General features: G+C 58.8%; 23 protein-coding genes and 1 pseudogene. 11 read left to right on the top strand and 13 right to left on the bottom strand.

Going from position 1 to position 18,301, the window contains the following annotated elements; translation table 11 throughout:
- Positions 1-35 precede the first annotated feature (35 nt).
- The gene (locus HU718_RS07265; protein ID WP_186612580.1) at positions 36-512 is read right to left on the bottom strand and encodes a YchJ family protein; all 477 of its coding nucleotides are present in this window, start codon (positions 510-512) and stop codon (positions 36-38) included.
- 4 nt (positions 513-516) lie between these two features.
- Entirely contained in the window at positions 517-1,014 is a 498-nt protein-coding gene (locus tag HU718_RS07270; protein WP_095119210.1) for a DUF6231 family protein, read from the bottom strand.
- A gap of 199 nt (positions 1,015-1,213) precedes the next feature.
- Here HU718_RS07270 and HU718_RS07275 point away from each other — a divergent pair, with 199 nt between their 5' ends.
- The 4 genes from HU718_RS07275 (at position 1,214) to HU718_RS07290 (ending at position 3,918) form a co-directional block, all read left to right on the top strand.
- Complete coding sequence (locus HU718_RS07275; protein ID WP_102902677.1) at positions 1,214-1,909, top strand: PA1041 family peptidoglycan-binding anchor lipoprotein; 696 nt, start codon at positions 1,214-1,216, stop codon at positions 1,907-1,909.
- A gap of 91 nt (positions 1,910-2,000) precedes the next feature.
- Complete coding sequence (locus HU718_RS07280; RefSeq protein ID WP_141129689.1) at positions 2,001-2,723, top strand: PA1041 family peptidoglycan-binding anchor lipoprotein; 723 nt, start codon at positions 2,001-2,003, stop codon at positions 2,721-2,723.
- 162 nt (positions 2,724-2,885) lie between these two features.
- A complete protein-coding gene (locus tag HU718_RS07285) occupies positions 2,886-3,167 on the top strand; it encodes a DUF1145 domain-containing protein (protein ID WP_053117797.1) in 282 nt (93 codons plus the stop codon).
- Positions 3,160-3,918, top strand: a complete 759-nt coding sequence (locus HU718_RS07290; RefSeq protein WP_095119206.1) for a hypothetical protein — start codon at positions 3,160-3,162, stop codon at positions 3,916-3,918. The genes HU718_RS07285 and HU718_RS07290 overlap by 8 nt, the downstream gene beginning before the upstream one ends.
- 193 nt (positions 3,919-4,111) lie before the next feature.
- Here HU718_RS07290 and HU718_RS07295 read toward each other — a convergent pair whose 3' ends face one another.
- A complete protein-coding gene (locus HU718_RS07295) occupies positions 4,112-4,576 on the bottom strand; it encodes a CopD family protein (protein WP_110720195.1) in 465 nt (154 codons plus the stop codon).
- 99 nt (positions 4,577-4,675) lie between these two features.
- On the opposite strand from HU718_RS07295, the gene dinG reads away from it, so the two are divergent.
- The 5 genes from dinG to pdxH all read left to right on the top strand — a co-directional run bounded on the left by dinG (position 4,676) and on the right by pdxH (position 12,625).
- Positions 4,676-6,820 (top strand): ATP-dependent DNA helicase DinG, encoded by a 2,145-nt coding sequence (gene dinG / locus HU718_RS07300; RefSeq protein ID WP_102902682.1) that lies wholly within the window; start codon positions 4,676-4,678, stop codon positions 6,818-6,820.
- A gap of 95 nt (positions 6,821-6,915) precedes the next feature.
- Positions 6,916-9,396, top strand: coding sequence for a beta-galactosidase (locus HU718_RS07305; protein WP_186612582.1), 2,481 nt, complete (start codon positions 6,916-6,918; stop codon positions 9,394-9,396).
- A gap of 191 nt (positions 9,397-9,587) precedes the next feature.
- The gene (locus tag HU718_RS07310) at positions 9,588-10,733 is read left to right on the top strand and encodes a serine hydrolase domain-containing protein (RefSeq protein ID WP_186612584.1); all 1,146 of its coding nucleotides are present in this window, start codon (positions 9,588-9,590) and stop codon (positions 10,731-10,733) included.
- Positions 10,734-10,846: 113 nt separating this feature from the next.
- Positions 10,847-11,953, top strand: a complete 1,107-nt coding sequence (locus tag HU718_RS07315; RefSeq protein WP_150706142.1) for an OmpA family protein — start codon at positions 10,847-10,849, stop codon at positions 11,951-11,953.
- Between the two features lie 24 nt (positions 11,954-11,977).
- A complete protein-coding gene (gene pdxH, locus HU718_RS07320) occupies positions 11,978-12,625 on the top strand; it encodes a pyridoxamine 5'-phosphate oxidase (protein ID WP_016986574.1) in 648 nt (215 codons plus the stop codon).
- Positions 12,626-12,630: 5 nt separating this feature from the next.
- On the opposite strand, the gene HU718_RS07325 is transcribed toward pdxH, so the two are convergent.
- Positions 12,631-12,867, bottom strand: a complete 237-nt coding sequence (locus HU718_RS07325; protein ID WP_095119201.1) for a hypothetical protein — start codon at positions 12,865-12,867, stop codon at positions 12,631-12,633.
- Positions 12,868-13,049: 182 nt separating this feature from the next.
- Here HU718_RS07325 and HU718_RS07330 point away from each other — a divergent pair, with 182 nt between their 5' ends.
- Positions 13,050-13,514, top strand: a complete 465-nt coding sequence (locus HU718_RS07330; RefSeq protein ID WP_008086349.1) for an outer membrane lipoprotein — start codon at positions 13,050-13,052, stop codon at positions 13,512-13,514.
- Between the two features lie 63 nt (positions 13,515-13,577).
- Here the strand turns inward: HU718_RS07330 and HU718_RS07335 are convergent, their stop codons facing one another.
- Genes HU718_RS07335 through HU718_RS07355 form a run of 5 tightly spaced genes read right to left on the bottom strand, consistent with a single transcriptional unit; the run spans position 13,578 to position 14,947 of the window.
- The gene (locus HU718_RS07335) at positions 13,578-13,811 is read right to left on the bottom strand and encodes a DUF7683 domain-containing protein (RefSeq protein ID WP_150706144.1); all 234 of its coding nucleotides are present in this window, start codon (positions 13,809-13,811) and stop codon (positions 13,578-13,580) included.
- A gap of 9 nt (positions 13,812-13,820) precedes the next feature.
- Positions 13,821-14,075, bottom strand: coding sequence for a colicin E3-like toxin immunity protein (locus tag HU718_RS07340; RefSeq protein ID WP_102902731.1), 255 nt, complete (start codon positions 14,073-14,075; stop codon positions 13,821-13,823).
- Between the two features lie 8 nt (positions 14,076-14,083).
- Positions 14,084-14,383 (bottom strand): colicin E3/pyocin S6 family cytotoxin, encoded by a 300-nt coding sequence (locus tag HU718_RS07345; protein ID WP_437180878.1) that lies wholly within the window; start codon positions 14,381-14,383, stop codon positions 14,084-14,086.
- Entirely contained in the window at positions 14,377-14,631 is a 255-nt protein-coding gene (locus HU718_RS07350; protein ID WP_150706145.1) for a colicin E3-like toxin immunity protein, read from the bottom strand. The genes HU718_RS07345 and HU718_RS07350 overlap by 7 nt, the downstream gene beginning before the upstream one ends.
- 7 nt (positions 14,632-14,638) lie before the next feature.
- Positions 14,639-14,947, bottom strand: coding sequence for a colicin E3/pyocin S6 family cytotoxin (locus HU718_RS07355; RefSeq protein ID WP_437180873.1), 309 nt, complete (start codon positions 14,945-14,947; stop codon positions 14,639-14,641).
- On the opposite strand from HU718_RS07355, the pseudogene HU718_RS29795 reads away from it, so the two are divergent.
- Positions 14,909-15,028: pseudogene (locus HU718_RS29795) on the top strand (hypothetical protein); the annotation flags it as partial. The gene HU718_RS07355 and the pseudogene HU718_RS29795 overlap by 39 nt on opposite strands.
- Before the next feature lie 75 nt (positions 15,029-15,103).
- On the opposite strand, the gene HU718_RS07360 reads toward HU718_RS29795, so the two are convergent.
- From HU718_RS07360 to nhaA, 4 genes are all read right to left on the bottom strand, one after another.
- The gene (locus HU718_RS07360) at positions 15,104-15,355 is read right to left on the bottom strand and encodes a pyocin S6 family toxin immunity protein (RefSeq protein ID WP_150706146.1); all 252 of its coding nucleotides are present in this window, start codon (positions 15,353-15,355) and stop codon (positions 15,104-15,106) included.
- A 23-nt stretch (positions 15,356-15,378) separates the two neighbouring features.
- Complete coding sequence (locus HU718_RS07365) at positions 15,379-15,627, bottom strand: colicin E3-like toxin immunity protein (protein WP_150706147.1); 249 nt, start codon at positions 15,625-15,627, stop codon at positions 15,379-15,381.
- 7 nt (positions 15,628-15,634) lie between these two features.
- Positions 15,635-16,858 (bottom strand): colicin E3/pyocin S6 family cytotoxin, encoded by a 1,224-nt coding sequence (locus tag HU718_RS07370; RefSeq protein WP_150706148.1) that lies wholly within the window; start codon positions 16,856-16,858, stop codon positions 15,635-15,637.
- Positions 16,859-17,030: 172 nt separating this feature from the next.
- On the bottom strand, positions 17,031-18,215 hold the full coding sequence (gene nhaA / locus HU718_RS07375) for a Na+/H+ antiporter NhaA (protein WP_095049134.1): 1,185 nt from the start codon (positions 18,213-18,215) through the stop codon (positions 17,031-17,033).
- Positions 18,216-18,301: the final 86 nt, after the last annotated feature.

Below are 18,301 nucleotides of genomic sequence, written 5' to 3' on the forward strand. Positions count from 1 at the left end.
AACTCCCTTTGGTCCCAGTCTAGTCGCCGACGAATCTAAGCGCCGAAATACCCCGCACAGCACTTCTTGAACTTCTGCCCGCTGGCGCACGGGCAACTGTCGTTGCGCCCCAGCTTCAATTGCACCGTCGGATCAATGAAGTACCAGCGGCCAGTGTTCTGCACAAATGAGGAGCGCTCGCGATGGCTGTGTTCACCCTGATCATCGTGCCAGCGCGCGGTGAAGGTGACGAAGGCGTGTTCCGGCTGACCGCCGAAGACTTCCGAACTCTCCACCTCAAGGCCAAGCCAGGTGCTCTGCGCACTCCAGTCGCTGATCGACTGACGATTCAGTCCCGTTTGCTGAGCAGGCAGGGTCGTCGTCACCAGATAATCGATCAACCCCAGCACATAGGCGCTGTAGCGCGAACGCATCAACGCTTCAGCGCAAGGCGCCGGGTGGCCGTCGTGATAATGGCCGCAGCAGGCTTCCAGCAGATTGCCGCTGCCGCAAGGGCAAATGGCTGTACTCATTGCATTACCACCAGTATTTCCCGAAGTTTTCCGGATTGGCCCAGAAACGTGAGTTGAGCCAGTCGGGGACTTGTTTGTAGTCAAGCAGATCATAGGTGAACAGGGTCAGCACTTGATCGTCGCGTTGAAAACGTTCACTGGCTTGCAGTGCCAACGAATAGAAATCGGTTTCCTGCCAGCCGCTGGCCGCCAGGTCTGACAGCACAGCGATGCGGCTGGCGTTGAGATTGCGAATTCCGCCCAACAGGTTCAGGCCGTCGCGCTTGGGCAAATGTTCCAGACAATCGACCACCAGCGCCAGATCGAAACGCTGTGCAGCGAGTTCAGCAGGCAGTGCGCCCGGTGCTGCATGCGCGACGGCGGTGTCCGGATGCGCCTCTTTAAAGGCACTCAATGCCGGAAACTCGCTGGCGCCGATCAGCAGTAAGCGTGCTGGGGCATAACGATCCAGTAAAGCGGCCAACGCCTGTTGCGGCGTGCGGGAAGAAATGGCGACGTTCATCAAAGCTCCTCAATCAGACCGCCAAGACTAGCCTGCCTGAAGGTGGCGGCAAAGAGACCTGTTTCGCCCGTTTGCGGCAAAAGCGCCAAAGTCCTGTGAACACGGTCGCAAACAGCAGTGGCCTATTGCTGGCGGAGATTAAAACTCCGGTCTTTACTCCCTGAATCGGTTTTAAGCCGATCCCTCAGGAGAAAACTAGATGAGCATAGTTCGGACAGCATTACCCTTGGTTCTGCTAACCAGTGTGTTGACTGGTTGCGCAGGTTTGCAGAAAACCGACTGGCCGACCTGTGCGGCGGTCGGCGGTGTCGTTGGTGCCGGTCTCGGCGCCACCGAGAGTTCGGCGTGGGCGGGCTACGGCGCGCTGATCGTCGGTGGTACGGCAGCGGCGTATTGCTGGGTCCACGGTGATGGCGACGAAGATGGCGATGGTGTGCCGGACAGTCGTGACAAGTGCCCGGGCACGCCTAAAGGCGTACAGGTCGACGCTGACGGTTGCCCTCCACCCGCTCCTGCACCAGTGGTGGAAGAGGCTGTCGTGGTCAAGGAAGAAACCATCGTCATTCGCGATGTTCACTTCCAGTTCGACAAAGCCACACTGACCGGCCCTGACAAGCAAGTGCTCGACAAGGTCGCCACACGCCTGAAGCAGGAGTCCTCGACCGCGCAACTGACCGTGAGCGGTCATACCGACAGTGTGGGTAGCGATGCCTACAACAAAAAACTGTCGGATCGTCGCGCGCACTCGGTGGTGGATTACCTGATCCAGCAAGGTGTGCCGCGCGCCAGCTTCGTTTCGGTGTCCGGTCTGGGTGAAAGCCAGCCTGTTGCCGATAACAAAACCGCTGACGGTCGCGCGCAAAACCGTCGTACCGAAATCAAAATCCAGCGTTAAGCCCCTCTCGCATCCGCGGCTTGTGCAGTCGCGGATGCGGGTCTTTACTCCTGTGTAACCGGTATGGGCCGGTGACACAGGAGCTTTCACAATGACTGTTTTCTCAAGGTCCGTCTTGCCGGTGCTGCTGCTAGGCAGCTTGCTCACCGGTTGCGCCACGCACAGCGATGGCACTGCACCCCTCAATCAACGTACGTGGCCGATCTGCAGCCTTATCGGCGGGCTGGTCGGTGGCGGTCTCGGCGCCATTGAAAGTGGCGGCTGGGCCGGCGGCGGCGCAGCGCTGGGGATTCTTACCGGCGGACTGATCTGTTATGCCCAGGACGGCGATGAAGACGGCGACGGCGTGTTCGACCGCCGCGACCGTTGCCCGGACACCCCGGAAAACACCCCGGTCGATCACCGTGGTTGCCCGCTGCCGCAGTATCCGGTCACGGAAAAAGTGCCGGAGCCTGTACCGCAAACCGAGGTCATCACCCTCAGCGATGCCGGCAACGTGCTGTTCGACTTCGACAAGTCCGATCTCACGCCGGCGGCGAAAGCCCAGCTCGATACGCTGATGGACAAACTGCGCAATGCTGACGTGGTGAGCATCAAAGTCATCGGTCACACCGACAGCAAAGGGTCGGATGCCTACAACCAGGCATTGTCGGAACGGCGTGCGAGCAGTGTCGCCGCTTATCTGTTGAGTCAAGGGCTGGCGCCGAACAAACTCACCAGTGAAGGGCGCGGTGAAAGTGAGCCGGTTGCCGATAACGCCACCGATGAGGGGCGCGCGCAGAACCGTCGTGTGGAGTTGCACATCAACCGATAGGACGCGTCTGTAGGGCGCAGGCTAGAGCTGCCGGGCGATAATCACCGTCGTCCCGGCAGCCATTTGGCAGACGATGGAAGTTTTTTCATTTACCCCTCTGGCTTATCCCCCGCAGAAGCCGTTACTGTGCGCCCAAAGAATAATTCGCAACACGGGGGGCGTATGAAAGTGTTCTGGGGGCTGGGGCGGTTGTTGACCCTGCTGTTCTGCTGCGTGGTGCTGGCCAATCAGTTGGTGCCGTTCGTACATCCGCTGCATCTGCTGGTCAATCTGGCTGGCGGTCTGTTGTTGCTGATCCATGTGCTCGAAGTGCTGCTGTGCAATCGCAGCCTCAAAGGTCGTCCGCACCCTTGGCGTGACCGTGGCCGCATCCTGTTGTTTGGCGTTTTCCACCTGCAAACCATCCCGGCCCCGGCCGCTCCGGAGGCTTCTTCCCATGCGTAAACTTTGCTTGCTCGCTGCATTTATCAGTCCGTTGGCCTGTGCCCAGGTGGTCAGTGTCGAAACCAATTCGCTGATGCGTTTGCCCAATACCACCAGCACGTTGCAGCTCGAGCGTCTGGATGTCGCGGATTACGGCACCTTGCTGATTCCGGCCAACGTGACCGAATTGACCGTGGGCGAATTGCGTCTTGGCCATGAAGCGCGCATTGCGATCGTTCCGGCTGAACAGGCGCTGGAATTGAAAGTGGCCCGCGCCGAACTGAGCGAAGGCAGCCAGATCACCGCGCGCGGTGCGCCGGGCACTTATGAAAAAGCCGCCCGTGCCGGGCGCAATCTGAATCTGCAATTCAAGGCGTTGAATGCGCCGCAACTGTTGGTCGATGCCCGAGGCGGCACCGGCGCGCCGGGTTTTGTCGGCCTCGATGGTGGTAATGGTGAAGATCCGGGCTGCACCTATGGCGCGGCTGGGCACGGTTTTGATGGCAGTAACGGCAGCGACGGCCAACCGGGCGCACCGGGTGCGCTGGTGCGTCTTGAAGTGCCTCGCGAGTTTCCGGCTGAGCTGATCAAGGTCAACGTGGCGGGTGGCAACGGTGGCCCGGCGGGTGTTGGCGGCAAAGCAGGGAAGGGCGGCAAGTCCAAGGGCTGCCTGGTGTATCGCGCCGATGGCGGCAAGAACGGTAAGGCCGGGGCTGATGGACAGCCTGGGCCGGTGGGGGCGGCGGGGGCTGTGACTGTGCAGCGCCTCTGAACGTTTTACCCTCACCCCAGCCCTCTCCCGGAGGGAGAGGGAGCCGACCGAGATGTCTGGCGTTATACATCGACCTGAAAGATCGGGTCGATTATGGATTCAAAGCCGGTCTCTCAAGTCGGCGTATCCCTCAAATATCCCCCATTCAGTCCCCTCTCCCCCGGGAGAGGGCTAGGGTGAGGGGCTTTTGATTTCAGAACATCGGTCTTGCCGCGGCAATTGCCACCAGCACCACGCCGACTATCAAGTTAATCCCCACCACCCGGCGAATCCGCCCCAGCACCGCCGCACCCGCCGGCCAGTCCTTCGCTTCCACCGCTTTACGCAGCTCCGGCAGCATCAAGCCCTGAATGCGGATAAACAGCGCGGTCATCACCACATACAAGCCCATCATCACCTGCACATACTTCGGCGCGGTCTCAAAGCCGACCTGCTGCAAATGCAACATGCCCACGCCGCTGATCGGCAACAGGATCACCGCGACCCAGACCCAACGGAAAAAACCCTGAAACACTTCCACCCACAAGGTCAGTCGGGCAGGGCCGTCGAGGGCCTTCACAGCCGCGGGGCGCAGGACCATCCAGGCGAAAAACATGCCGCCGACCCAGACCAGGGCGGACAGCACATGCAGGGGATAAACGAGGCTAAAAAGTGTCATTGGGTTACTCCGTTCTGCGCAGGATCGATTCGCGGGGTATGATAGCCGCCGATCCAAACCACTGAAAATTTATCCAGCGTTTTTTGCGCCCGACACTCAATGATCAGCACTGAACTCAAAACCACGATCCAGGGCGCCTACTCGCGTTTTCTAGAGGCCAAGAGCCTCAAGCCGCGTTACGGCCAGCGCCTGATGATCGCTGAAATCGCCAAAGTCCTCGGGGATATCGACACCGACGACGAAGGCCGGCGCAGTGGCGACCCCGCGATTGTCGCGGTGGAAGCTGGCACCGGTACTGGCAAGACAGTGGCCTACAGCATGGCGGCGATCCCCACGGCCAAAGCCGCCGGCAAACGTCTGGTCATCGCCACCGCGACCGTGGCCCTGCAAGAACAGATCGTCTACAAGGATTTGCCCGACCTGATGCGCAACAGCGGGCTGAATTTCAGCTTCGCCCTGGCCAAGGGCCGTGGCCGCTACATGTGCCTGTCCAAGCTCGACATGCTGTTACAGGAAGGCCACGCGCAAACCGCCACTGCTCAGCTTTTCGAAGAAGAAGGCTTCAAGATCGAGGTCGATGAGGCCAGTCAGAAGCTGTTCACCAGCATGATCGAGAAGCTCGCCGGCAATAAGTGGGACGGCGACCGCGACAGTTGGCCCAATGCGCTCGAAGACGCCGACTGGGCGCGCCTGACCACCGATCACAGCCAGTGCACCAATCGTCATTGCCCGAACTTCGGCCAGTGCGCCTTCTACAAGGCCCGCGAAGGCATGGGCAAGGTCGACGTCATCGTCACCAACCACGACATGGTCCTGGCTGACCTGGCATTGGGCGGCGGTGCGGTGCTTCCCGATCCGCGCGACACCATTTACGTGTTCGACGAAGGTCACCACCTGCCAGATAAGGCGATCGGCCACTTCGCTCACTACACGCGCCTGCGCTCCACCGCCGACTGGCTGGAAACCACCGCGAAGAACCTGACCAAATTACTGGCCCAGCATCCGCTGCCGGGCGATCTCGGCAAGCTGATCGAACAAGTGCCGGAGCTGGCGCGGGAGATCAAGGCCCAGCAACAGTTCATGTTCAGTGCCTGCGAACAGGTCGCCGATTTCAAACCCGGCGAAGACGTCGAGGGCCGTGAGCGCCCGCGCCATCGTTTCGTCGCCGGGGTGATTCCCGAGCACATGCGCGAAATGGGCATCGAGCTGAAGAAGGGCTTTTCGCGCCTTAACGATCTGTTCACGCGCCTGACCGACCTGCTCAAGGAAGGCATGGACGGTGAGGTCAACATCGGTATCGCCAGCAATCAGGCCGAAGAGTGGTATCCGCTGTTCGGCAGCCTGTTGTCCCGCGCTTCGGGCAACTGGGAACTGTGGACGGCGTTTACCGCAGAAGACCCGGAAGACAGTCCGCCGATGGCCCGTTGGCTGACCCTGGCCGAGAGCGGCTCGCTGTTCGACATCGAGGTCAACGCCAGCCCGATCCTCGCCGCCGAAACCCTGCGCCGCAGCCTGTGGAACGTGGCTTACGGCTGTCTGGTGACCTCGGCGACTCTGACCGCGCTGGGCACTTTCGACCGTTTCCGCATGCGCGCCGGTTTGCCGAAAAAAGCCGTCACTGCTGTAGTGCCGAGCCCGTTTCACCACGCGGATGCCGGTGTGCTGCGCGTGCCGGATCTGAAGGCGGATCCACGCGATGCCGCTGCTCATACGGCAGCGATCATCCGTGAGTTGCCCGATCTGGTTGAAGGCTCGCGCGGCACGCTGGTGCTGTTTTCTTCGCGCAAACAGATGCAGGACGTGTTCGACGGCCTCGACCGCGACTGGCGCAAGCAGGTGTTCATTCAAGGCAACCTGTCGAAACAGGAAACCCTGAACAAGCACAAGGCGCGAGTCGATGGCGGTGATTCCAGTGTGCTGTTCGGTCTCGCCAGTTTTGCCGAAGGGGTGGACTTGCCGGGTGCCTACTGCGAGCACGTGGTGATTGCCAAGATCCCGTTCTCGGTGCCGGACGATCCGGTCGAAGCGGCGTTGTCGGAGTGGATCGAAGCCCGTGGCGGCAATCCGTTCATGGAAATCTCTGTCCCCGATGCTTCGCTCAAGCTGGTTCAGGCTTGCGGGCGTCTGCTGCGTACCGAAGAAGACCGCGGCACCATCACCTTGCTGGATCGGCGGCTGGTCACCCAGCGCTACGGCAAGGCGATCCTCAATGCGTTGCCTCCTTTCCGTCGTGAAATATCCTGAGACAACGGTGGGCAGTTTTGCCCACCGTGTTGTCTATCTCTCTGCCATCGCTTTTCCATTGGCCATTGTTGGTCGTTAGGGAGAACTCCGTTCTTATGATCCGCCGTTCGTTGCCCGCCGTATTTGCCTTGATCTTCGCCACGCCGCTGTTCGCGGCGCCTGCGGGTCAGCAGACCCTGTTCAATTTTGTCCGTCCGGCCGACGTGGTGAAGATCGCCACCGAAAACGCGGATCTGCCGCAAGCCAACGCCGAGCAAACGCCTGAAGGCGAAGTGCTGCGCCGGGTGACGTTCAATCCGGTGGCTCGCCCGACCTTGCGTCTGACGCCACAAACCGGCGCGTGGGACTGGTCGCAGTCGGGCATGATGACCCTGCGCTTGCAGAGCGCAATGAACTGGGCTGTGACGGTCTACGTGCAAATCCAGAGCAACGACGGTCGCACACTGCTCAGCCGCGTCGACCTGCCGGCCGGCCCTGCGCAGACGTTGCTGGTGCCGCTGGTGGCGTCCACACCTTTGAGCCTGGGCATGAAAGCCGGGCCACCAATGCCGATGACAGTCGATGGTCAGCGGATCCTATTGGCCAGCAGCAGCGGCGAAATCGATCGCAGCCAAGTGGTCTCGGTGAGCCTGTCCATGGATCAGCCGAAAGTTGCCCAGAGTTTGCTGCTCGAACGCTTTGGCGTGCAGGACGGCGATTCTGTCACTCAAGCGGTGTACGGCAATCTGGTCGACGCTTACGGGCAATCGACCCGCAGCAAATGGCCGGAAAAGATCAGCAATGACGAACAACTGAAATCCGCCGCCGCCAAGGAACAGCAACAGCTGAAAACCTGGTTGGCCGAGCGTGAGAAGTCCTCGCTGGACAAATTCGGTGGCTGGAACAAAGGCCCGGCGTTCAAGGCCAGCGGTTTCTTCCGCACCGAAAAACGTGATGGCCGCTGGTATCTGGTCACGCCTGAAGGGCATCCGTTTTACTCGCTGGGCGTGAACACCGTCAGCCCCCAGGTCAACCAGACCTACGTAGCCGGTCGTGAGTACATGTTCGAGTCGCTGCCCAAGCCGGAAGAACCACTGGCCAAGCATTTTGGCGAGGGTGACAACCGTGGCGGCAATGGTGTTGATCAGGGCCGGGGTTATGGCAACGGGCGCTGGTACGACTTCTACGGCGCCAACCTGCAGCGCGTGTACGGTGAACCGTGCAAAGCCGACAGTGAAAGCAAGTCCGGGGTAGCGGAAGCGGCCAAGTCTGCAGCCGCTGAAACGGCCGCCGTCCAAGCCACCGAGCCTGCCCCTGTACCTGCCGAGCCGAAATCCGGCGTCGCTGAGGCAGCCAAGACTGAAACCGTACAAGCAACGACAGAAAAAGCTGCCGAACCGTGCAAGGCCACTATCGATGAGCAGCAGTGGGCCAGCCACACGCTTGATCGCCTGCAAGCCTGGGGCTTCAACACGGTCGGCAACTGGAGTGCCGATTCGCTGACTGAAGCCGAGCGCGTGCCGTACACCTTGCCGCTGTCGATCGTCGGCGACTACACCAGCATCAGCACCGGCAGCGACTGGTGGGGCGGCATGCCAGATCCGTTCGATCCGCGTTTCGCCATGGCCACCGAGCGCGCCGTCGCCATCGCTGCCCGCGATCATCGCGATGATCCGTGGTTGATCGGCTACTACGCCGACAATGAACTGGCGTGGGCCGGTCCTGGCGATGATCCGAAATCCCGCTACGCGCTGGCCTACGGCACGCTGAAAATGACCACCGACGTGCCGGCCAAGCGTGCGTTCCTCAAGCAATTGCGCGACAAGTACCGCAATCAGGCAGGGCTGTCGAAGGCATGGGGCATCGATCTGCCGGCGTGGGAATTGATGGAAGACCCGGGTTTTGTGCCTCCGCTGCCGAGCCCGGAACATCCGGAAATCGAAGCGGACTTCAAATATTTCCAGAAAGTCTTCGCTGACACCTACTTCAAAACCATTTCCGACTCGCTGAAATGGCACGCGCCGAACCAGTTGCTGCTCGGCGGCCGGTTTGCCATCAGCACGCCGGAAGCCGTGGCCTCCTGCGCGCAGTACTGCGATGTGCTGAGCTTCAACATGTACACGCTCAAACCACAGGAAGGCTATGACTTTGCCGCGCTGGGCGCTTTGGACAAACCGGTAATGATCACCGAATTCAACTTTGGCTCTACCGATCGTGGCCCGTTCTGGGGCGGCGTCACGCAAGTGGCCAGAGAAGAAGATCGCGGACCGGCGTACGCCAACTTCCTCAAGCAGGCCTTGAGCGAACCGTCGATTGTCGGCGTGCATTGGTTCCAGTATCTGGATCAACCGGTGACCGGACGTTTGCTCGATGGCGAGAATGGTCACTTTGGTCTGGTGGGCGTGACGGATCTGCCGTATCAGGGTTTTGTCGAAACAGTGCGCAAGAGCAACTTGCAGGCGATTGATCAGCTTGGCAAAGAGGCTCAGAAAGCGGCCGCCGCAGCGGGACATGAGGCTGAGGGCGGGCGCAAAGGCGAGGCCGGTAAAGGGCCGGGGGCAGGGCATGCCGGTGGTCATTCCGGCAATGGTCACTAACCTGTGATGCTCTAAAAAGATCGCAGCCTGCGGCAGCTCCTACATGGGAACGCGTTTCTCTGTAGGAGCTGCCGCAGGCTGCGATCTTTTGACTTGGCTTTTAACCGTCTGGCCCGCAGCTGTTCCCAAATCCCTCAAGGGCTGGAACAATGCGGGCCACTTTGTAGAGCGTTTTCGCGGGGGAGTTGCGGGTGCAGATTCAGGGACATTACGAGCTTCAATTCGAAGCGGTGCGCGAAGCTTTCGCCGCACTGTTCGACGATCCCCAGGAACGCGGCGCAGCCCTGTGCATCAAGGTCGGTGGAGAAACCGTCCTCGACCTCTGGTCCGGTACCGCCGACAAGGACGGCGCCGAAGCCTGGCACAGCGACACCATCGCCAACCTGTTCTCCTGCACCAAAACCTTTACCGCTGTCACCGCGCTGCAACTGGTGGGTGAAGGCAAGCTGCAACTGGATGTTCCGGTCGCCCGCTACTGGCCGGAATTCGCCGCCGCCGGCAAAGAATCCGTGACCCTGCGCCAATTGCTCTGCCACCAGGCCGGTTTGCCGGCGCTGCGTGAATTGCTGGCGCCGGAAGCGTTGTATGACTGGCAAACCATGGTCGACGCCCTCGCCGACGAAGCTCCGTGGTGGACGCCGGGCACTGGCCATGGTTATGCCGCGATCACTTATGGCTGGCTGATCGGCGAGTTACTGCGCCGCGCTGACGGTCGCGGGCCGGGCGAATCCATCGTTGCTCGTGTCGCTAAACCTTTGGGTCTGGATTTTCACGTCGGTCTGGCTGACGAAGAGTTCCACCGCGTGGCGCACATTGCCCGCGGCAAGGGCAACGCTGGCGATGCCGCCGCCCAACGTCTGCTGCAAGTGACCATGCGCGAGCCCACCGCGATGACCACCCGCGCTTTTACCAACCCACCTTCAGTGCTCACCAGCACCAACAAACCGGAATGGCGACGAATGCAGCAACCGGCGGCCAACGGCCACGGCAATGCGCGCAGTCTGGCCGGTTTCTACGCGGGTCTGCTCGACGGCAGCCTGCTCGAAAGCGACATGCTCGAAGAGCTGACCCGCGAACACAGCCTCGGCGAAGACAAGACACTGTTGACCCGGACCCGTTTCGGTCTGGGCTGCATGCTCGATCAACCGGACGTGCCCAACGCCACCTATGGCCTCGGTTCCAAGGCGTTTGGCCATCCCGGCGCAGGCGGCTCGATCGGTTTTGCTGACCCTGAGCATGATGTCGCCTTCGGTTTCGTGACAAATACCCTTGGGCCGTATGTCTTGATGGATCCGCGCGCGCAGAAGCTCGCGCGGGTGCTTGCCACTTGTCTGTAAAGCGTCAATAGAAGTTCCAGGGCCGGAACCTCGGCGTGATTTTCGATTCAAAACGGCTGTTTATCCGGGCGAAAGTGCTCTGATTTTTCATTACTTCATTTTGTGGATTTTCAATGTCATCTAAAAAGACTCTCGCCCTGGCCCTGTGTGTAGCGATCACCGGTTGTGCACAGACCCCGAAAAACGATGCGGACGGTGGTAGTTGGTGGCCGTTCGGCTCTTCCGACAAAGTCGCAGCCAAGGAACCGGCTCCGGCCCCAGCCCCGCTGAAACCTGCGGCCACTGCACCCGTGGCCAAGACTGAAAGCAGCAGCCCGTGGTACTGGCCGTTCGGTTCCGATGATGAAGCGGTCAAAGCGGACATGAAGGCTGAAGTCGCCCCGGAAGCGAAAAAACCGGCAACCGTGGCCAAAGCTGAAGCCGACGCGGGTGGCAAATGGTGGTGGCCGTTTGGCGGCAAGGATCAGCCAACCACCAAAGCCGTGCCGATGCCGGATCCGAAAGTCACCCAGGCCTGGCTCGACGACTATGAGCCGCGTCTGCGTGAAGCGGTCAAGGACAGCAATCTGCAACTCGAACGCCGTGAAAACGTGCTGGTCGTGACGGCGCCGGTCGAAGGCTCGTTCAACCCTGATCGTCCAGCCATGCTGCTGCCGGTCACCCTCGGCCCGTTCACCCGAGTGGCGAAAATCCTTGAAGCCGACCCGAAAACTGCCGTGCTGGTTCTTGGCCACAGCGATTCCAGTGGTGCCGCGCCTGCCAACATCAAACTGAGCCAGGAACGTGCTCAGTCCATTGCGGCGATCTTCCGTCTCAGCGGTCTGCAGCGTGATCGCCTGATGCTGCGCGGCATGGGTTCCGAAGCGCCGCGTGCGGCCAACGACAGCGTTGAAGGTCGTGCCCTGAACCGTCGTGTCGAACTGCTGGTGACCCCGCAGAACACCATGGTTGCGCTGCTGAGCAAGTACAACATGCCCGCGCCGAAGCCAGTGACCATGGTTGCTGCGCAGGACGCCAAGCCAGTCGCCAAACCGGTGACCCCGGCGCCAGCGGCGAAAAAAGCGGCTGTCCCTGCAACCAAAAAGGCTCCGGCCAAGAAAGCCGCTGCCAAGGCTCCAGCGAAAAAAGCTCCAGCCAAGGCCCCAGCGAAGAAAACTGCACCAGCCAAAGCCGCCGCGACCGACAAGAAAGTCGCCGCGACCGATGCCACCAAGAAGTGATCCGCTAACGAAAAGGAATGCGCCATGACCCAGGCTCTGGCAGATATGCGTCGTGATTACACCCGGGATGGTCTGACCGAGGCGCAAGCCCCGGCCGAGCCGTTTGCGTTGTTCCACCAGTGGTTCGCCGACGCGGTGAAAACCGAACAGGCACCGGTGGAAGCCAACGCCATGACCTTGGCCACGGTCGACCAGGATGGGCGACCGCATTGCCGCATTCTGCTGCTCAAGGGCCTGGACGAGCAGGGCTTCACCTTCTTCACCAATTACGACAGCGCCAAGGGCCAGCACCTGGCGGCCAACCCGTTCGCCGCCATGACCTTCTTCTGGCCGACCCTGGAACGTCAGGTGCGCATCGAAGGGCGGGTGGTGAAGGTCACGCCCGCGGAGTCGGATGCGTATTATCAGGTGCGGCCACTGGGCAGCCGCCTCGGTGCCTGGGCATCACCGCAGAGCCGGGTGATCAACGGGCGCGGTGAACTGGAAGATTTGCTCAAGGCCACCGAGCAGCGCTTCTCCGATACTCAGCCCGACTGCCCGGAACACTGGGGCGGTTATCGCTTGCTGCCTGAGCGCATCGAATTCTGGCAGGGCCGTCCGAGCCGTCTGCACGATCGCCTCAACTACCGTGTGCAGGGCGCCGACTGGATTCTTGAACGTCTGGCACCCTGAGCAGTCTACCGAGCGGGATAGCCTGCCGCAGCGGCCTCCAGCCACTTCGGCAGATCCCGGCGCTTGATCTTCTGCGCCTGAGCGTTCGCCAACTGTTCGAGCATGAAGGCGCGTTTGCCTTCATCCTTGCCCGCCAGCGACAACGCCAGATCGCGATCCATCCAGCGCTTGATCCGCACGTACAACCACCAATGGAAGTACAAACCGGCGGCAGTGGTGACGACGATGATGAAGTAATCCATGAAAATCCTTGGTCTCCGTGGCGCAGATTTGGCAATTTGGCGCTACTGTAGGGGCTACATCAGGGAGAGAGTGTGCAGGTGTCTGTACCGCGCCTGAATGAAAGCCAATTTATCCGGGCGGTGTCGTGACAGGCGTCAAGCCACGGAGTTTAATGACTATATGTTTTTTTGGAGTTGATGCTATGCGTAAGTCTGTTCTGCTGGTTGCTTCCTTTTCCACGATGGCGATGTTGCTTACCGGCTGCCAATCGAGCCTGACCGGTGACTCCTACTCCCGTGACGAAGCGCGTCGCGTGCAGACGATTCGCATGGGCACCATCGAATCCCTGCGCCCGGTGAAAATCGAAGGCACCAAGACCCCGATCGGCGGCATCGCCGGTGCAGCGGTCGGCGGCGTCGGCGGCAGCGCCATCGGCGGCGGCAAGGGCAGCATCGTTGCCGCGGTTATCGGTGCGGTGGCGGGCGGTCTGATCGGTTCGGCAACCGAAGAAGGTCTGACCCGTACCCAGGGTGTGGAAATCACCGTGCGTGAAGACGACGGCAGCATGCGCGCCTATGTGCAGCAGGTTCAGGAGAATGAAGTGTTCCGCGTTGGCGAGCGCGTGCGCATCTCCACCGTTGGCGGGACCAGCCGCGTTTCGCACTAAGCGGAATTCAGGGTAAAGAAAACCCCGATCAGGTGACTGGTCGGGGTTTTTCTTTATCGTGTTTCAACGTCCATTACACGTCAGTTGGAAGGTGTACTTCGGATCGAAGACATTCTTCCCGATCAGCTTCTCCAATGAGGCAAGCTGATCATTTGAGAGCTCGTAACCCTCCCAGCCCTGCTGCTTGGAAGACCAGTTCATGATGGCTGCCAGATTCTCGTCACATCCTGGAGGTAATTCCTCTTCAAAAACGAGAAACTCTGTTTTCCTATCGAATGCTTCAATCCTATAGATCATAAGAGACCGTCACCAGACATCGCTGTAGTCAAAAGAGATCTGATAATCGTAAGTTTTGAAGACGATGCTATGTTGAAAATACGGTTGAATGACTGGAATCCATTCTTCGAGAACATTGAAACCGCCATTGTTTATGTTGTTTTCCACCGGTATTCCCAAGGCATTCAAAACGGTTTCATCATCGCCTAAATCCTTGGAATACTCTTCGCCTTCGCATAGATCAGTTTGCTTGTCGTACCACTCCAGCCTCAGTTTTAATCCCATCATCAACCTCACAAGTATTTTTTTCTGATGCTTCTTTCATCTTTTGGGTCCTCGCGTCGCTCTCCTGTAAAAGGGTCAAACGCGCCTAGGTGAGTTCCGTCACTTGCTCGGTAAACCTCCAACTCTCCGTGCATCGAGTCCCACTCGTAAATTCTCCTGCCTTTTGCATTCTTCCAGCGCTCCCGAAGTCCGCCGCCTTCTTGTATGGGATTTAATTTCTGTGCTTTTTTCAGACCTGGAAACGCAGAAACTACCTCATAGTTTCCCCGTCCGGTGACGGGGTGGGGTATAGAGCGGATACCTACCAGTTATTTCGGTAAACGAAAGATACTTGGTAGTCGTAGGACGAATATTGGATGAGATGCTGGAAGTTGGGTTGGAGAATCTCTACCCAATCGGATGTAACATCAAACCCGCCTTTGTTTATGTTCTTGGCAGGCACTAGGCCTAACGCTTCAATTATTGAGAAGTCCTCACCAAAATCCTTCGACAGTTCCTCTCCTTCACCCAGTTCGGTTTGCTGGTCATACCATTCAAGCCTTGCCCTCATTCCCATGTAATCCTCATGAATATTTTTTGATACTTCGTTTCTTTTTTGGCGGATCTATCTGTTCGCCGGTCCTATGCTCGAAATAGCCTAAATGACTGCCATCGCTTGCACGGTAGACTTCAATTTCGCCGTGTAGATAGTCCCATTCATAGATTACTCGGCCTTTCGCGTTGATCCAGCGATCCCGAAGCCCTCCGTTGTATGGTGTTTTCTTTTTTGCTCTTCTCAAATCAGGAAAGGCTGAGATATCTAACGTTTCAGAAGCTGAATGATAAATAAGTCCCGTGAAGCCGACGGCGGCATGCGTGCCTACGTGCAGCAAGTTCAGGGGAATGAAGTTTTCCGCGTTGGCGAACGCGTGCGCATCTCCACCGTTGGCGGGACCAACCGCGTTTCGTACTAAGCGGAATGTAGGGTAAAGAAAACCCCGATCAGGTGATTGGTCGGGGTTTTTCTTTATTGTTTTCAGCTCGCTGAGTTAGTAATCGAAACAGGTTCCCATGAAGTACTCCAAACCTCTCGGGAAGCTCTCCTTGAGAAGAGCTTCCAGCGCAGCTACTTGATTCGTGCTCAATAATAACTCGCCGGGCTCCAGTTCACTCACCGGCTTGGACTCTATGAGTTGTGCGACTTTCTCATTCATCTCGATATCGGTGATGTACCGCTCGAATTGCAAGGAGTCGTCCGGAACTTCATCAGGGAAAAATCCGATGATCGAAAGGTAGCGCATTACTGTCAATTAGCCTGTTTTCGCTATTCACTGTAGTCAAACGAAATTTGATAGTCGTTAGTGCTCATGGTGATTTGATGTTGAAAGTGCGGCTGAATAGTCGCAACCCACTTTTCTACAATGTTGAAGCTGCCATTATTGATGTTGCCCTCCACCGGAATGCCTAAGGCATTCAATACTGATTCATCATCCCCTAAATCTGTTGACGATTCTTCGCCTTGGAATTCCAGGGTTGCTGTGTCGTACCATTCCATTCTCAGTTTCAGTCCCATCTCTTCCTCACAGATATCTTTTTTTGATACTTCTTTCTTTTAAAGGCCCTTCGCGTTGCTCACCTGTATAGGGATCGAAGGCTCCCAGGTGCGTTCCATCGCTTCGGTACATTTCTAACTCTCCATGCCTTGAATCCCATTCGTAAATTCTCTTTCCTTTGGCATCTGTCCAGCGCTTACGAAGTCCACCTCCGCCCTGGACCGGATTCTTGTCTTTACCTTTTTTCAAATCTGGAAATGCGGTGATTTGTTCTGTACTCGGTGGTTGATGGTAGCTGTGACCCGCAGGTGCCAAGCCTTTGCGTATTGTGTTCAGTACAACGTATAACGGTTTTACCCCCGACCCCACCGGAAAAACCAGAATAAAATCCCGGTACTCCGGCGGATACACCGGATTCACCAGAATTCCATCCGCCGCTTTTGTCGGCGGGTACACCCAGATGTGCGGTGTCTGCGGTGCAGCCTCCAGCGCGGGAATACCAAGGATGTCCGAGCCATCTACAGCAGGCGTCCAGATCAGTTCTACACCTTCGCCCAAGTCAGCAATGAACTGGCTGCCACGCAACTTGAACTGCACGACATCAACCATTTCCCAGTCGCGATTCTTGCCGGTGTAGAAACCGTAACCTTTCAGGCTGCCGTCGGCCTGCTGTTCGACCCTCAACCGAACACGCGTTCGTGCCTGTTCAAGTCCACGCAACTGCTCGTCGGTATAGAGCGCACTGTCGCCAAGACTCGATGGTATGAACAGCGCAACCAAACCAACTATAGGCGCAACTGCCGCACTAGATACAGCAGCGGGCAGTGCTTCAAACACCGATCCCGCCAAAGCCAGACTGCCAAATCCGGCCGGAATAGCGGTTGCGCCGATTTTCTTGAGCGGAACTGCGCCGCTTTCATCGGCCTCACGCGCACCCAACAGAATCAGCTCGCCGTAATCCTTCAGGCTGTCCGTCGGCACCATCCCCGAAGGACTGGCGTAATCGATAATCGCATCCGGCAATTTGCAGGACTTGGCGAATACGCAGCCAGCCCGAACGGGCTCTGTCTTCCTAACCGCCACCTCACGGCTGCGCTCGAAAGCCTCCTGCCGCGCCAGCATGGCGTCGTAAGCGTTTTGTCTGGCCTCGCGCTCGGCCAATTCCGTGGCCGTCATGTAGCGGTAGGTGACATGATGCCCGTCGCCTTGCGGTGGGTTTTGAACCCGGGGAATGTCCTTGTTGCCAGCCACTGATCGTCCTTTCGTTCATCCATCGACAGTCCTTCGCAAAGGGCTGCGCAACGTTAACGAAGCAGGAAAATGGTGGCTGTAGGACGCGTCGCTAAAGACGTGGGGATTGTTCGCTGTGTAACAGGAACGCAGGAAATTTGTGGCGAGGGAGCAAGCTCCCTCGCCACAGAGGTTATATCGGTTGGGAGTTCTTGCGACTCGCCGCCGCCGTCACCGCATAACCAATCAACGCCGCCAGAATCGACCCGGTCAAAATCCCCATCCGGTCCATGCCAGCGTAATCACTCACACCTGGTTCAAAGGCCAGCGAGCCGACAAACAGGCTCATGGTGAAGCCGATCCCGCACAAGATCGCCACGCCCAGCACCTGACCCCAGTTGGCGCCTTGGGGCAGGGCGGCGATGCCGGTTTTCACCGCGAGCCAGGTCAGGCCGAACACGCCGACGGTCTTACCCAGCAATAGGCCGACGGCGATGCCCATCGGTACGTGATGGGTGAAGCTTTCGACAGTGACACCGCTCAGCGACAGGCCGGCGTTGGCGAAGGCGAACAGCGGCAGAATGCCGTAGGCCACCCACGGGTGCAGCGCATGTTCGAGGGTCAGCAGTGGCGACGGCTCGGCGTTTTTCGTGCGCAATGGAATGCAGAAGGCCAGGGTTACGCCCGCCAGCGTGGCGTGGACACCGCTCTTGAGGACGCAGACCCAGAGGATCAAACCGATGATCATGTACGGCCCGAGTTTGACCACGCCCAAGCGATTCATCGCCACCAGCGCCGCGATGCACGCTGCCGCCAGACCCAGCGACAGGGTCGACAGTTCGCCGGAGTAGAAGATCGCAATGATCACGATGGCGCCGAGGTCATCGATAATTGCCAGGGTCATCAGGAACAGCTTCAGCGATACCGGCACGCGCTTGCCGAGCAGGGCCAGCACACCGAGGGCGAAGGCGATGTCGGTGGCGGTCGGGATCGCCCAGCCGTCGAGGGCTGCCGGATTGTCGCGGTTGAGGAACCAGTAAATCAGCGCTGGCACCAGCATGCCGCCGATCGCGGCGGCACCGGGCAGGACGATCTGTGACGGCTTGGACAACTGGCCGTCGAGGACTTCGCGCTTAACTTCCAGGCCGATGAGCAGGAAGAACATCGCCATCAGACCGTCGTTGATCCACAGCAGCAGCGGTTTTGCGATTTTCAACGCACCGATCTGCGCCACCACCGGCGTGTCGAGCAGGCCGGTGTACAGCCACGACAATGGCGAGTTGTTGATAATCAGGGCTAGGATGGCTGCGGCGATCAATAACAGACCGCTGGCAGCTTCCAACTGAAAGAAACGCGTGAAAGTGCTACGCAGAGGCAAGGTCGCTCTCCATCGAATCGTCAAAAAAGGTGGGACACCCTAACCCGTACTGTTAGTTGTTAAAACAAAAGTTATATTCTTTTTTG

Source organism: Pseudomonas tensinigenes (assembly GCF_014268445.2).
GTDB classification, from domain to species: Bacteria; Pseudomonadota; Gammaproteobacteria; order Pseudomonadales; family Pseudomonadaceae; genus Aquipseudomonas; species Aquipseudomonas tensinigenes.